General features: G+C 73.8%; 11 protein-coding genes and 1 riboswitch. Of the genes, 3 read left to right on the top strand and 8 right to left on the bottom strand.

The genetic code is table 11. From position 1 onward, the window contains the following. Positions 1 to 144 precede the first annotated feature (144 nt). Positions 145 to 3,798, top strand: a complete 3,654-nt coding sequence (locus tag AB0I89_RS08800) for a hypothetical protein (protein ID WP_357122520.1) — start codon at positions 145 to 147, stop codon at positions 3,796 to 3,798. Between the two features lie 28 nt (positions 3,799 to 3,826). Here the strand turns inward: AB0I89_RS08800 and AB0I89_RS08795 are convergent, their stop codons facing one another. The 7 genes from AB0I89_RS08795 to AB0I89_RS08765 form a co-directional block, all read right to left on the bottom strand. Further along, the gene (locus AB0I89_RS08795) at positions 3,827 to 4,612 is read right to left on the bottom strand and encodes a hypothetical protein (RefSeq protein WP_357122517.1); all 786 of its coding nucleotides are present in this window, start codon (positions 4,610 to 4,612) and stop codon (positions 3,827 to 3,829) included. 25 nt (positions 4,613 to 4,637) lie between these two features. Further along, positions 4,638 to 5,510: a PspA/IM30 family protein gene (locus tag AB0I89_RS08790; RefSeq protein WP_357122514.1), complete on the bottom strand. Its 873-nt coding sequence runs from the start codon at positions 5,508 to 5,510 to the stop codon at positions 4,638 to 4,640. Between the two features lie 202 nt (positions 5,511 to 5,712). Continuing rightward, on the bottom strand, positions 5,713 to 6,171 hold the full coding sequence (locus tag AB0I89_RS08785) for a helix-turn-helix transcriptional regulator (RefSeq protein WP_357122511.1): 459 nt from the start codon (positions 6,169 to 6,171) through the stop codon (positions 5,713 to 5,715). 153 nt (positions 6,172 to 6,324) lie between these two features. Continuing rightward, positions 6,325 to 6,966: a CinA family protein gene (locus AB0I89_RS08780; RefSeq protein ID WP_357122508.1), complete on the bottom strand. Its 642-nt coding sequence runs from the start codon at positions 6,964 to 6,966 to the stop codon at positions 6,325 to 6,327. Positions 6,967 to 7,103: 137 nt separating this feature from the next. Further along, on the bottom strand, positions 7,104 to 7,697 hold the full coding sequence (gene pgsA / locus AB0I89_RS08775; RefSeq protein WP_357122505.1) for a CDP-diacylglycerol--glycerol-3-phosphate 3-phosphatidyltransferase: 594 nt from the start codon (positions 7,695 to 7,697) through the stop codon (positions 7,104 to 7,106). A 77-nt stretch (positions 7,698 to 7,774) separates the two neighbouring features. Then, positions 7,775 to 9,283 carry a 30S ribosomal protein S12 methylthiotransferase RimO gene (rimO, locus tag AB0I89_RS08770; RefSeq protein ID WP_357122502.1) on the bottom strand — a complete coding sequence of 503 codons (1,509 nt, stop codon included), beginning with the start codon at positions 9,281 to 9,283 and terminating at the stop codon, positions 7,775 to 7,777. 80 nt (positions 9,284 to 9,363) lie between these two features. Further along, complete coding sequence (locus AB0I89_RS08765; RefSeq protein ID WP_357122499.1) at positions 9,364 to 10,287, bottom strand: ornithine cyclodeaminase family protein; 924 nt, start codon at positions 10,285 to 10,287, stop codon at positions 9,364 to 9,366. A gap of 92 nt (positions 10,288 to 10,379) precedes the next feature. Continuing rightward, positions 10,380 to 10,451: riboswitch (guanidine-III (ykkC-III) riboswitch) on the top strand. A 33-nt stretch (positions 10,452 to 10,484) separates the two neighbouring features. On the opposite strand from AB0I89_RS08765, the gene AB0I89_RS08760 reads away from it, so the two are divergent. Both AB0I89_RS08760 and AB0I89_RS08755 read left to right on the top strand, forming a co-directional pair. After that, positions 10,485 to 10,799 (top strand): SMR family transporter, encoded by a 315-nt coding sequence (locus tag AB0I89_RS08760; protein WP_357122496.1) that lies wholly within the window; start codon positions 10,485 to 10,487, stop codon positions 10,797 to 10,799. Between the two features lie 73 nt (positions 10,800 to 10,872). After that, the gene (locus tag AB0I89_RS08755; protein WP_357122493.1) at positions 10,873 to 11,118 is read left to right on the top strand and encodes a hypothetical protein; all 246 of its coding nucleotides are present in this window, start codon (positions 10,873 to 10,875) and stop codon (positions 11,116 to 11,118) included. Positions 11,119 to 11,184: 66 nt separating this feature from the next. Here the strand turns inward: AB0I89_RS08755 and AB0I89_RS08750 are convergent, their stop codons facing one another. Beyond that, positions 11,185 to 13,638 (bottom strand): DNA translocase FtsK 4TM domain-containing protein, encoded by a 2,454-nt coding sequence (locus AB0I89_RS08750; protein WP_357122490.1) that lies wholly within the window; start codon positions 13,636 to 13,638, stop codon positions 11,185 to 11,187. Between the last annotated feature and the right edge of the window lie 8 nt (positions 13,639 to 13,646).

Genomic DNA, 13,646 nt, shown 5'->3' with positions numbered 1-13,646 from the left:
CCCAGATACGGACGATTGGGTAATTCCTAACCGACCCCTCGACGTCGCATGCTGCGGTTGGGTGCTCACCGCCTGTCAGCAGAGTGCCGAGGGCCGCCACGCCGGGGTGGTGTTCTTCCTCGTGCCCCGACCCCGGGGAGAGTCATGGCGATCTTCCGCAGACTCCGCTCCACCTTCTTCTACCGGACCGCCCCTGACGGCCTCGGTCGGACGGCGTCCGTTCCCACGGCGCGTACCGCCGAGGAGGCCGCGCCCACGGCGAGTCTGGATCCGTCCGCCGAGCCACGCTGCTTCGGAACGGTGCCGAACGTCGCGTACAGTCCCCGCCCGACGCGTGACCCCGATGGCCGGCCGGTGCCGGGCACGGGCCTGCGCAAGTTCGTCGACGCGCTGCCCGTACCCGGCGAGCAGGCGCTGCCGGTGGCGGTGCCCGACACGATCAGCTACCCGGGCTGCGACTACTACGAGATCGGGCTCCAGGAGTACGCGCAACGCCTGCACCGGGATCTGCCGGTCACCCGGCTGCGCGGCTACCGACAGCTCAACCTGGGCACCGACCCGTCGGGCCACAACACGGTGGCGCCACCGGAGCGGCCCTGGCACCTCGGCCCGATGATCCGCGCTCGGCGCGGCCGACCGGTCCGGGTGAAGTTCATCAACCAGCTTCCCACCGGCCGGGCCGGCGAGTTGTTCCTGCCGGTCGACGAGACGGTCGAGGGTGCCGGTCTCGGGCCGCTGGACGGCCCGGCGCCGTACCCGCAGAACCGGGCGGTGCTGCACCTGGCCGGGGCGCAGACCGGGTGGACCAGCGCGGGCAACCCGGGACACTGGATCACCCCGGCCGGGGAGATCACCCCGTACCCGACGGGGACCGGCCTCACGCCCGTGCCGGACATGCCGGCGCCCGGCTCCGGCGCCACCACGCTCTACTTCCCCAACGAGCAGAGCGGCCGGCTGCTGTCGTTCCACGACAACACCCTCGGGCTGGCCCGGCTCACCGTCTACGGTGGGCAACTCGCGCCGTACCTGCTCACCGACCCGGTCGAGGACGAACTCGTCGCCGAGGGGGTGCTGCCGGCCGAGCAGGTGCTCCTGGTGATCGAGGACAAGACGTTCGTGCCGGACGACACCCAGCTGGCCGCCGAGGATCCGACCTGGGACCGGGAACGCTGGGGGGCTCGCGGCAGCCTGTGGTACCCCCACGTCTACCAGCCCCGGCAGAACCCGTACCGGTCCGGCGGACGCAACCCCACCGGTCGGTGGGACTACGGCCCCTGGTCGCGCCGTCCGGCGCCGGACGGCGGTCGGGACGACAGCGGACCCACCGTGGACGGTTGGCCGATGGCCGAACGGATCGCGGGCGAGCCGCCGCTGACCGGTCCGGGGCCGGTGCCGAACCCGCACCACGACCCCGTCGGCGGTGACGCCGAACCACCGCTGCGCCCCGGGGTGCCGCACCCGTCGGCGGTGCCCGCGGCGTACGGGGACACCCCGCTGGTCAACGGTGTCGCGTACCCGTACCTGCGGGTACGCCCCACGGTGTACCGCCTGCGCATCCTCAACGCCTGCCTGGACCGCAGCCTCAACCTCCAGCTCTACCGGGCCTGCTCGGACGCGTCGATGTGGGCCGACGACGGCAGCCTGGCCGACGCGGACGCCGGCGAGGTGCCGATGGTGCCCGCCGTGCGGTCGGCGGACCGGCCGGCCGGTTGGCCGAGCGACGGGCGTGACGGCGGTGTGCCCGACCCGCGCGCCGCCGGCCCGGAGTTCGTCCAGATCGGCAACGAGGCCGGTCTGCTGCCCGCCCCGGTGGTGCTGCCGAACCGGCCGATCGGCTACCGCTACGACCGGCTCGACCCGACCGTGCTGAACGTCGACGGGCACACGCTCCTGCTCGCCCCGGGTGAGGCAGCCGACGTGCTCGTCGACTTCTCCAGCGTGGAACCGGGCAGCACGCTGATCCTCTACAACGACGCCCCGGCGCCGCTGCCCGGCTTCGATGAGCGCTACGACCAGCACACCGACGCGCCGGACCGCACGGCCGGGGGCGGTCCGCCGCCCACCGAACCGGGGTACGGCCCGAACACCCGTACCCTGCTGCAGTTCCGGGTGGCCGGCACGCCCGACGGGCCGTACGACGTGGACCGGCTGCGGGAGCGGCTGCCGGCGGCGTACGCGGCCAGCCAGCGCCCGCCGATCGTGCCGCAGCCGGCGTACGACCCGGCGTTCGGCAGCCGGACCACGGCCGAGACGGTCGTCTCCGCGCACGCCGACACGGTGACGTTCACGCCGCTCGCGGGCACCGGTCCGGTGACCCTGCCGATCGAGGTCAAGGCCGCGCAGCAGGTCTTCGAGCCCGGTCACGGCCGGCTGGCCGGGCGTCTCGGGGTCGGTCATCCGCACATCGGGCCGCTCGCCCCGGCGACCCTGCCGCTCGGGTCGACCGATCCGGTGACCGAGGTGCTGTTCGCGGCCGACCCGGCCATACCGGTGGGCGCCCCGACCGACGGCACGCAGCTCTGGCGGATCAGCGGCAACGTACGGCAGACCGAGCCGCTGCGCTTCGGCGGCTGCGACGTGCAGATCGTCAACCGGGTGGGCTGGGACGGCACGCAGCGCCCCCCGCACCCGGCGGAGCTGGGCTGGAAGCAGATCGTCCGGGTCAACCCCCGCGAGGACGTGGTGGTGGCGCTGCGTCCGGTGGCCCCGGCCCTGCCGTTCAAGCTGGGCGACAGCGTGCGGCTGCTCGACCCCGGACGTCCGGCCGGCGCGCGGACCGGGTCGACGCCGGTCAGCCCGACCGACGGGCGACCGGCCGTGGTCGTCAACCAGATGGTCAACCTGGGTTGGGAGTACCGCTGGCACAGCCAGCTCGCCGGCCATCGCGACCTGGGGATGAGCCGACCGTTGGTGCTGCGGGTGACGCCGCGGGCGCCCACCGGACTCACCGCCACACCCGTGCCCGGCTCGGCCACCGCCCTACCGGCGATCGCCCTGACCTGGACCGGCAACGGCGGTCGCCCGCCCGCGACGAGTCACCTGCTGCAACGGGCCACCGACGGGTCCTTCGGCGGCGACGTCACCACGATCACCGTCGCGGCCACCGCGACCCGCTACATCGACGCGACGGTCACCCCCGGCGTCACGTACCACTACCGGATCCGGGCGGAGAACGAGGTGAGCTACTCGTCCTGGTCGAACAGCGTGCCCGCCTCGGTGCACCTCGCCGCGCCGGGCGGCCTGATCGCGGCGATCCCACCCGCCGCGCCGCTGCGGGTGGCGCTGCGCTGGACGAACCGCTCCTTCGCCACCGGCATCGACGTACAGCGGGCCACCAACCCGACCTTCACCAGCGGGCCGGGCACCACCGCGATCGGGGTCGGCGACAACCACCTGGACACCACGGCCGCGCCGGACACCACGTACTACTACCGGGTCCGCACCACGTACCTGGGCGCCGCCTCGGCGTGGTCGACGGTGGCCGCGGCGAGCACTCCGCCCGCTCCGAGCACCCCCGGCGAGGTGAACCCCACCGCGAGCGCGCCGGGCCCGGACACCGCCACGGTGGTGCTGGTCTGGACGGCGAGCACCCCGGTCGGCCCGGGCTCCGGGTTCATCGTGCAGCGGGCGCTGGACCCGACGTTCGCGCACGAGGTGGCGACCTTCACGGTGACCGGTCGCGGCTTCACCAACACGGGTCTGGCCCGGGGCGTGACCTACCACTACCGGATCCGGTCGTTCAACGTGGTGGGCAGCTCGCCGTACACCGGTCCGATCCCGGTCACGACGCCACCGTGACGGGCGGGCGCGGCGCGTGGGGTGCGGCTCAGCGGGTGGGCGCGCGCAGGCCGGCGCCGCCGGCGCGCAGCTCGGCCAGGGCCGAGGCCACGCCGTGCAGGAGGTCGGTGGCCTCGGTGAGCCGGTCGGCGGCCGGGTGGGTGGGCTCCGGGCGGGCGTCCTCGGCGAGGTAGCCGGCGGCGGCGACCACCAACCGCTCGTATGCCGCCACCCCGCTCTCCAACTGGGCGGTCAACGCGGCGTGCGCGTCGGCCAGCGGCGTCCGGGCGTCGGTCGGCGCGAGCCGCAGGGCCCGTTCGACGCTGGCCACCCGGTTGGCGAGTTCCCGCAGCGACCGGTCGGCGGCAGCGGCCTCCAGCACGGCCGGCTCGGCCAGCCCGGTGAGCCGGGGCGCCATCCCCGCCAGGGTGAGCGAGGCACGGTCCAGTCGCGCCCACTGCTGGCCGGCGGTGGTGCCACGCAGCGCGACCCGGCCGCGCACCCGGCGTACCTCGGCCAGCACGCCCGAGCCGACCGGCAGTCGCTCCACGGCGGCCACCAGCCGGGCCCGGGACCGGGCGGCGGCCTCGGCCGGGTCCAGCGCCGGGGGCGCGGGCCGGGCGGCCAGCGCCCGCAGGTCGATCCAGCGCCAGGCGGCCAACGCCAGCGCGCTGCCCGCGGCGCCGGCCCAGACCGCGTCCGGCAGACCGAGCCCGGCGTACGGCGTCAGCACCGCCGTGGCCCCGCCGAGCCCACCGGCCAGTACGCTCCACCGCCGGGCGGACCGGCGCAGCCGACCCAGTTGACGGAAGTAGCGTGTCCGCTCGTCTGCCACCGAAAGACCCCCTCGGACCGGTCGTTCAGCCGGCGGCGGTCGGGTCGCCGGTGCCCCGCTCGCGGGCCATGCTCGCGCGCAGCTCGTCCAGCCGGGCGGCGGCGGCCGGGTCGCTGCCCGAGCCCGCCTGCTCGCCCTGTGGGACCGCCGGGCGCTGCGCCGTGCCGCCGAGCTGCTCCCCCGCCATGCTGGAACGGATCTGCTCCAGCCGGGCCGAGCCCGCCGAGTCGATGGTCGCCTTCTGGATCTCCAGCATCCGACCCTCGACGGAGTTGCCGGCCAGTTCGGCGCGGCCCATCGCGTTGGCGTACCGCCGCTCGATCCGGTCCCGCACCTCGTCCAGGGACGGGGTGTTGGTGGGTGCGGTCAGCGACGACATCGACTCCAACGAGCGGGCCACGGTCTCCTGCATCTTGGCCTGCTCCAGCTGGCTGAGCAGCTTGGTGCGCTCGGCGAGCTTCTGCTGGAGGATCATCGAGTTGTTCTCGACGGCGCGGCGGGCCTGCGCGGCCGCGCCGAGCGCCTGGTCGTGCAGGGTCTTCAGGTCCTCGGTGGCCTGCTCGGCGGAGACCAGCTGGGTGGCCAGGGCCTGCGCGGACTGCTCGAACCGCACCGCTTCGGCCTCGTCGCCCTTGGCGCGGGCCTGGTCGGACAGCACCAGGGCCTGCCGGGCGTTGCCCTGGAGCCGCTCGACCTCGGACATCTGCCGGGACAGCTTCATCTCCAGCTGACGCTGGTTGCCGATGACGGCGGCCGCCTGCTGGACCAGCGCCTGGTGCTGCCGCTGGGCATCCTCGATGGCCTGCTGGATCTGCACCTTCGGGTCGGCGTGCTCGTCGATCTTCGCGCCGAAGAGCGCCATCAGGTAGTTCCAGCCCTTGACGAACGGGTTCGCCATCTCCGCGGTATCCCCTCAGTAGCGTCGCTGCACCGCGGTCGGGCCGGATTGCGCCGACCGACCGCGACCCGGCCGGTCTCCATCGTCCCAGCCGAACGCCAGCGCGGCATCCGTACCGGGCGCACGACGGGCACCGTCGGCTCCTGCGGGCAACCCTACGCGGCCGGGGCCACCTCGCCCATGGGCAACGGACGCACGGTGCTCAGGCGGCGCAGACCACGTCCCGGTCGCGCTCGGTGGGCCGGACCCGGGTGCTGCGCAGCGTCGCCCGCAGCGGGGAATCCTGCCGGACCGACACCGCGACCTTGCCGTCGGAGGTGACCTGGCGGACGCCCCGGTTGGCGGCCTTGCGCACGGCGGCCGGCGCGACGGGCGCGGCCTCGGCCGGCTCGTCCTGCATGCCGACGAGCACCCCGGCGGGCATCTGCTCGGCGAGCGCCACGGTGTCGCTCACCTCGCGGAGAAGTTCGGAAAGGCGGGCGCCGAGCGCGTCACAGATCGCGGCCAGCAGCTCGCTGGACGGCTCCTTGTGCCCCCGCTCGATCTCGGAGAGGTAACCGAGGCTGACGTTGGCGGCGGTGGACACCTCACGCAGTGTGCGCTGCTGTCCCTGCCGGCGCGCCCGCAGTGCGTCACCGATCACCCGGCGTAGCAGGACCATCGCACCTCCCCCTGAGGGATACCTCACGCCCGGCGTCGGGCAGCCGGCCGCGGCGGACCGCGCCGGCTCCGAGCGTCGGAGCCTTCCCGCAACCGTACCCGCTGCGCGCCCCGGCGACATCCCACCCCGCCCGTCGGATCCTGGCGGGACGGCTCACGGACGCCCCGCGCCGGCCGCGCCCAGACCGTCCCGGACGCTTTCGGCGGCCGCTCCCGAGCCGTTCCCAGCGACCCCGGCGGCCGTCTTCTCGCCAGCGGGGGCGGCCACGTCCGTTGTCTCCAGGCCCTCGATGGCGGCCTCGTCGGCGGCGTGGATGTGTTCGGCGAGCAGCCGCAACGCCTCGATCACGGCGGCCGAGCGTACGTGGTCCCGCCCCCCGTCGAGGTCGAGTTCGCGGACCTCGACGCCGGTCGGGCCGGCGACCGCGACGTAGACCAGGCCGACGGGCTTGCCGTCCTGCGGCTCCGGGCCGGCGACCCCGGTGGTGGCGAGCCCCCAGTCCGCCTCGCAGCGCCGCCGACCGCCCTCGGCGAGCGCCGCCGCCACGTCGGGGTCGACGGGTCCGCGCTCGGCCAGCAGGTCGGACGGCACGTCGGCGAGCGTGGCCTTCAGTTCGGTGGCGTAGACGACCAGCCCGCCCCGGTAGATCCGGCTGACCCCGGCGATCTCCACGATCGACGCGGCCAGCAGCCCGCCGGTGAGCGATTCGACGGTGGCGAGGGTCTCGTGCCGCTGCGAAAGGCTGTGCACGACAGCCGCCGCCGCGCTCCCCGTCGCGTTCTCGTCCCGCTGCATGATCCCGTCCTTCCCCACCCGCCAACCCCCAACCCTCCCGGCCGGACCCCGTGGATCATGAAGTTATCGCCTCGACACACCGGCCCGAACCGCAACAACGTCATGATCACGCGCCGGGGCGACGGGCGCGAGGCGGGCTAGGGGTGGGGGCGGCGGAGGCGGAGGGCCTGGAGGATGTAGTCGAAACCGGTTGCCACCGTGACCAGGACGGCGGCACCCATGATCCAGGGGCCGACGGCGGCGAGGGCGGCCGGCATCGGCCAGAGGTACCAGGCGATGGCCAGGATCTGCAGCGCGGTCTTGATCTTGCCGCCACGGCTGGCCGCGATCACCCCGTGCCGGATCACCCAGAACCGCAGCCCGGTGATGCCCAGCTCGCGGACCAGAATCAGCGCCGTCACCCACCAGGGCAGCCGGTCGTACCAGGAGAGCAGCACCAGAGCCGCGCCGGTGAGCGCCTTGTCGGCGATCGGGTCGGCCACCTTGCCGACCGAGGTGACCAGCCCGAACCGGCGGGCGATCCAACCGTCCACCAGGTCGGTCGCCGAGGCCACCGCGAAGATCAGGCAGGCGGCCATCCGCCAGCCGGCGTGGGTCATCCCCGACACGATCACCGAGGCGGCGAAGACCGGCACCAGCACCAGCCGCAGGGCGGTCAGCGCGTTGGCGGCGTTGAGCACGGGCACCCGCGCGACCACCCGGGCCGGCGTCGACTCCGTCGCCCCGGTCACCGTCTCGCTCCGCTGGGGCCGCCGTGGCGTTCCCGACACCGCACCACCTGGCTCCCCCGCTCCGTCCGGGCCCGCCGTCACCGTGCCGCGCCGGGCGCCGCCGAGATCATCTCATCCGGCACCGCGAGCAGATCCACCCCTTCGGTGCCGGTCACCGTGGCCCGCACCAGGTCACCCGGGCGCAGTGCGCTCAGGTCGACCCCGCCGTCGACCGGCGCGACCAGGGTGGTCGATCCGTCCACCTCCGGCGCCTGGTGCGCGGCCCGGCCCTCCACCACGCCGTCCACGATCGCGTCGACCAGCACCTCGACGGTCGAGCCGAGCCGGTCCTCGGCCCGCTGGGAGCAGAGCTCGTCGGCGAGCGCGCTCAGCCGGTCGTACCGCCGCTTGATGGTCGCGGCGGACACCTTGCCGGGCAGTCCGGCGGCCTCGGTGCCGTCCTCGTCGCTGTAGTCGAACATGCCGATCGCGTCGAGCCGGGCCTCGGTCAGGAACCGGGTCAGCTCGTCGATGTCGGCGCGGGTCTCGCCGGGGAAGCCGACGATGAAGTTGCTCCGCGCGCCCGCCTCCGGAGCCAGCGCCCGGGCGCTGGCCAGCAGCTCCAGGAACCGGTCGGTGGAGCCGAAACGCCGCATCCGGCGCAGCACGGGCTCGCTGGAGTGCTGGAACGACAGGTCGAAGTACGGGGCCACCCCGGGGGTACCGGCGATCGCCTCGACCAGCCCGGGCCGCGTCTCGGCCGGCTGGAGATAGCTCACCCGCACCCGGACGATGCCGGACACCGCGGCGAGCTGCGGCAGCAGCTTCTCCAACGCGCGCGGGTCGCCCAGGTCCTTGCCGTACGAGGTCGAGTTCTCGCTGACCAGCACCAGCTCCCGTACGCCGGTCTTGGCCAGCCACTCCGCCTCGGCGAGCAGCTCGTCCGGGGTTCGCGAGACGAACGCCCCACGGAACGCCGGGATGGCACAGAACGCGCAGCGCCGGTCACAGCCACTGGCGAGCTTCAGCGACGCGACCGGGCCGGTGTCGAGTCGACGGCGCAGCACCTGACGCAGGTGCGCCGGGGTGTGCTCGTCGGTCTCGACGGCGGCACGCGCCACGGTGCCGTGCCCCGGCAGGGACACCCCGCTGTCGCGGCGCTTCACCGGCGTCAGGGGCAGCAGCTCCCGGCGGTCCCGCGGGGTGTGCGCGGTGACCTGTTCACCGGCGACCACGGCGTTGAGCCGGGCGGCGATGTCCGGGTAGTCGTCGAAGCTCAGCACCGCCTGCGCCTCGGGCAGACTGTCGGCCAGCTCCTTGCCGTACCGCTCGGCCATGCAGCCGGCGGCCACCACCTTCGCGCCCGTCCCGGCGGCGGCGAGCAGCGTCTGGATGGAATCCTGCTTGGCCTTCTCCACGAAGCCGCAGGTGTTCACGACCACCACGTCGGCACCCTCGCCGTCGGTGCTCACCTGCCAGCCGTCGGCGTGCAGCCGGGCGGCCAACTCCTCCGAGTCGACCTCGTTACGGGCGCAGCCCAGGGTGAGCAGGGCGACGCGACGGCCCTCGGCGTTGTCGGAAGCGGAAGGAGAGGTGGCAGACACCATCCGAGGGTACCGGGCCGCTCGCGGTAGCCCACGCACGCGGGCACGGCGGCCGGCGGGATCACACCACGTGCGGGCGTCGGTCACCGGGTCACGGCGGTCGCCCGGGTCAGGGCGTCGAGCAGGAAGACCTCGGTACCGGCCAGGCCCGTGCAGCAGAAGACGGAGACCTGGTCCGCCGTGGTCCGGCCGGGAACCGCGCCCGCCAGGATGCCGCCCAGGTCCCGCAGCCGTCCGGCGTACGCGGGCAGGGCCGCGAGCATCGGCGGTTGGTAGTCCGCCGCCTGGGCCGGCGAGTCGGTGACCAGCAGGTCGGCGGCGTCCAGCAGGTCGGTGCCGAACTCGCTGCGGTCGTGCTGCTTGAAGCCGACCGTGTTGACGTGCGTGCCGGGGCTCACGTCGGCGGCGCGCAGCACCGGCGTGGGGCTCGTGGTGGCGAGCACCACGATGTCCCGGCCGGTGACGGCCGCTCCGGGGTCGGCGACCGCGCGGGCCGGCACGCCCAGTTCGGCACGTACCCGGCTGGCGAAGGCGTCCCGGCGCGCGGTCGAACGGCTGTGCACCACCACCTCGCGCAGCGGGCGCACGGCCGCGGCGGCCCACACCTGGGTCCAGGCCTGCCGCCCGGAGCCGATCACGCCGAGGGTGGTCGCGTCCGGCCGGGCCAGCGCGTCCACCGCGACGCCGCCCAGTCCACCGGTGCGACGGGAGCCCAGCTCCTCGCCGACGGCGACCGCCCGCACCGCCCCGGTGGCGGCGTCGTGCAACACGACCAGTTGCTCGCCCTGGGGGTGGCCGAACGTGTCGTACGAGCGGTAGCCGTACCACTGGCCGACCAGGTGCCCGGCGGTGAGCACCATCCGCCCGCCACCGAGCGGGGCGGCGGCCCGGGGCGGGGCGACCAGGCGCCCCTCGTACGCGGCCACCAGGGCGGCCCGCATGGCGTCGACGGTGGTGGCGGCGTCCAGGGCGGCGGCGACCTCGGGGTCGGCATAGAGCAGGGCCATGCCCGCCATAGTGCAAGTTGAAGCGAAGTAGAGGTCAATGCGTGGTGGCGTGGGTCACCGTCCGGGGCCGCCAGCCGGTGCTAGCGTCGGCCGTGGTGGCCCCGGACGCGGTGGTCACTCCGGACGAGCGGTGGGCGTACCCGGTCAGGCCAAGACGCCCCAGCAGACTGACCCGACTCGTCCTCGTGAGGTGAACGATGGCCTGGCTCGTACTCGTGATCTCCGGGCTGCTGGAGACGGCCTGGGCCGTCGCCCTGGACCGCAGCGCCGGCTTCAGCCGGCTGCTCCCCTCGGTGGTGTTCGTGGTGGCCCTGGCGCTGAGCATGGGCGGCCTGGCGTACGCGCTGCGCGACATCCCGGTCGGCACCGGCTACGCCGTCTGGGTCGGTATCGGCGCGGTGGGCACGGCGCTGGTCGGAATGGTGGCGCTCGGCGAGTCGGTGAGCCTGCCCCGGGTCTTCTGCCTGCTGCTGGTGGTCGCCGGCGTGGTCGGCCTGAAGATCTTCCATTGACGATCACGCGTGGCGAGCGCCCACAGTGGGTAGTGATCGGTTCGTCACGACAGGCTCTCATCCGGAGGACGACATGGCCGACATCCCCACCACCGCCCGCCCGCGCAGCAACGCCGCCCGCATCCTCACCATCGTGGGTTTCGTGTTCGCGGTGCTCGCCCTGCTGCTCAACCCGATCATCTTCGGCGTGCTCGGCATCATCGCCGGCATCGTCGGCGCGGTCCTGGGTGACAAGCCGCTGGGCTGGTACGCCGCCGCGGCCAGCGGCGTGGCCGCGATCATCGGCCTGGTGGTCGTCGCGGCTCTGATCAACAACTGACCCACCCCGACGTCACGGGCCCGCCGGTATCCGGCGGGCCCGTCGGGTGTCCGGGGTCGCGAGTGGTCAGTCGACGTCGCCGCGCAGACCGACCAGGACCTCCTCCAGCTCGTCCGGCTTGACCAGCACGTCGCGCGCCTTCGACCCCTCGGACGGCCCGACGACCCCACGGGTCTCCATGAGATCCATGAGCCGGCCCGCCTTGGCGAAACCGACCCGCAGCTTGCGCTGGAGCATCGAGGTGGAGCCGAACTGCGAGGTGACCACCAGCTCCACCGCCTGCACCAGCAGGTCGAGGTCGTCGCCGATGTCCTCGTCGATCTTCTTCTGATTGTCCTTGGCGGGGGCCAGCACGTCCGGCCGGAACTCCGGCTCACGCTGGTCCTTGCAGAACTTCACCACGTCGGCGATCTCGCGCTCGGTGACCCAGGCGCCCTGGATGCGGACCGGCTTCGACGCGCCCATCGGCAGGAAGAGCCCGTCACCCCGGCCGAGCAGCTTCTCCGCGCCCGGCTGGTCGAGAATGACCCGCGAGTCCGCGAGGGACGAGGTGGCGAACGCCAGCCGGGACGGCACGTTCGCCTTGATCAGACCGGTCACCACGTCGACCGAGGGCCGCTGGGTGGCCAGCACCAGGTGGATACCGGCGGCCCGCGCCAGCTGGGTGATCCGGACGACCGAGTCCTCCACGTCACGCGGCGCGACCATCATCAGGTCGGCCAGCTCGTCCACGATCACCAGCAGGTACGGGTACGGGCGCATCTCCCGCTCGCTGCCCGGCGGCGCCTTGATCTCGCCGTTGCGCACCTTGCGGTTGAAGTCGTCGATGTGCCGGACGCCGTTGGCCGCGAGGTCGTCGTAGCGCATGTCCATCTCGCGGACGACCCAGTCCAGCGAGTCGGCCGCCTTCTTGGCGTTCGTGACGATCGGCGTGACCAGGTGCGGGATGCCCTCGTAGCCGGTCATCTCGACCCGCTTCGGGTCGATCAGCAGCAGCCGCACCTCGTCCGGGGTGGCCCGGGTGAGCACGGAGACCAGCAGGGTGTTGAGGCAGGACGACTTGCCCGCGCCGGTGGCCCCGGCGATCAGGATGTGCGGCATCTTCGCGAGGTTGGCCACCACGTAGCCGCCCTCGATGTCCTTGCCGAGCGCCACCACCATCGGATGGTGGTCGCTCGTCGCCGCCCGCGAACGCAGCACGTCGCCGAGGGCCACGTTCTCCGGGTCGGTGTTCGGGATCTCCACGCCGACCGCGCTCTTGCCCGGGATCGGGCTGAGGATCCGGACGTCCGGCGACTTCACCGCGTAGGCGATGTTGCGGGAGAGCTGGGTGATCCGCTCGACCTTGACGCCGTGCCCCAACTCCACCTCGTAGCGGGTGACCGTCGGACCCCGGGTGAAGCCGGTGACGGCGGCGTCCACGTCGAACTGGTCGAAGACGCCGGTCAGCGCGGCGATCACCTCGTCGTTGGCCTTGCTGCGGGTCTTGGGCGCGGCTCCGCCGCTGAGCATGTTCGCCGGCGGCAGGGTGTAGTCGCCGGCCAGCCCGGTCAACGCGAGCTGCTCGGCGCGGGTGGGCGCGGGCGAGTGCTCGGGCGGCTCGGCCGGCTTGCGGCTGGCCGGCACCTTCGCCGGGGCCTTGCGCGGCAACACCATGGTCTCCTGGAGGTCCGCGCCCTCGGTGTCCTCGAAGTCGTCCGGGTCGATCGGTGGCGGCATCCGCTTCGACGGACGCCTGCGCGCGGGCCGCGCGACCGGCTCGTCGTCCTCCTCGGTGCTCTCCGGAGACGCGACCAGCCCTCCGGCGAGCAGGCCCAGCCGCTCCGGGATCTTGTTGATCGGCGTCGCCGTGACCACGAGCAGGCCGAAGAGCAGGAGCAGGACCAGCAGGGGTACGGCCACCCAGGCGGTGACCGCCCGTTCCAGCAGCCCGCCCACGCCGGCGCCGACGAGGCCACCGGCGAAGTCACGCTCCACGGTGTCCACCGGGTCCTGGCCGATCTGGAGCAGCGCCGCGGTCGACACCAGCAGCGAACCCCACCCGATCAGCCCTCGACCCCGGTGCTCCGGATCGATCGGCTGACGCATGAGCCGCCACGCCCCGATCATCAGCAGCACCGGCACCACGACGGAGATCGCGCCGAGGAACAGCCGGACCGTGTCGGCCAGGCGGGCGCCCACCGGGCCCGCGCCGGAGAACCACAGCGCCACGGCGCTGAGCAGGGCCAGCCCGAACAGCAGCAGTCCGGCCCCGTCACGGCGGTGCTCCGGGTCCAGGTCGCGGGCGGAGGCGGCCTGCCGGCCGGCGGCCCGCACCGCCCACCCCATCCCGTGCGCCAGCCCCATCCACAGTGCACCGACAGCGCGGCCCACGTAGACGGCGGGGCCCGGACGGGCGGGTGTGGTGCGTCGCCGTACCGGTGCCCGGGTCTTCTTCGCCGGTTGACGGGCACGGCTGTTGGTGCCACCGCGCGGCGACGCGCCGCGTCGCCGGCTCGCCTGAGAGGTACGGCCCGCCATAGAGTCAC

Origin of the sequence: Micromonospora sp. NPDC049801 (genome assembly GCF_040656575.1) — a bacterium.
In the GTDB taxonomy this organism is placed as follows: domain Bacteria; phylum Actinomycetota; class Actinomycetes; order Mycobacteriales; family Micromonosporaceae; genus Micromonospora.
The sequence above is the reverse complement of the archived record's forward strand: the minus strand, read 5'-3'. Positions and strand labels throughout refer to the sequence as shown.

What these genes read in the sequence shown, in the direction of transcription:
- AB0I89_RS08760 (WP_357122496.1), top strand. Translation starts at nt 10,485, where the DNA reads ATGGCCTGGCTCGTACTCGTGATCTCCGGGCTGCTGGAGACGGCCTGG.
- AB0I89_RS08750 (WP_357122490.1), bottom strand. Translation starts at nt 13,638, where the DNA reads ATGGCGGGCCGTACCTCTCAGGCGAGCCGGCGACGCGGCGCGTCGCCG.
- AB0I89_RS08755 (WP_357122493.1), top strand. Translation starts at nt 10,873, where the DNA reads ATGGCCGACATCCCCACCACCGCCCGCCCGCGCAGCAACGCCGCCCGC.
- AB0I89_RS08785 (WP_357122511.1), bottom strand. Translation starts at nt 6,171, where the DNA reads ATGGTCCTGCTACGCCGGGTGATCGGTGACGCACTGCGGGCGCGCCGG.
- rimO (WP_357122502.1), bottom strand. Translation starts at nt 9,283, where the DNA reads ATGGTGTCTGCCACCTCTCCTTCCGCTTCCGACAACGCCGAGGGCCGT.
- AB0I89_RS08780 (WP_357122508.1), bottom strand. Translation starts at nt 6,966, where the DNA reads ATGCAGCGGGACGAGAACGCGACGGGGAGCGCGGCGGCGGCTGTCGTG.
- AB0I89_RS08790 (WP_357122514.1), bottom strand. Translation starts at nt 5,510, where the DNA reads ATGGCGAACCCGTTCGTCAAGGGCTGGAACTACCTGATGGCGCTCTTC.
- AB0I89_RS08765 (WP_357122499.1), bottom strand. Translation starts at nt 10,287, where the DNA reads ATGGCCCTGCTCTATGCCGACCCCGAGGTCGCCGCCGCCCTGGACGCC.
- AB0I89_RS08800 (WP_357122520.1), top strand. Translation starts at nt 145, where the DNA reads ATGGCGATCTTCCGCAGACTCCGCTCCACCTTCTTCTACCGGACCGCC.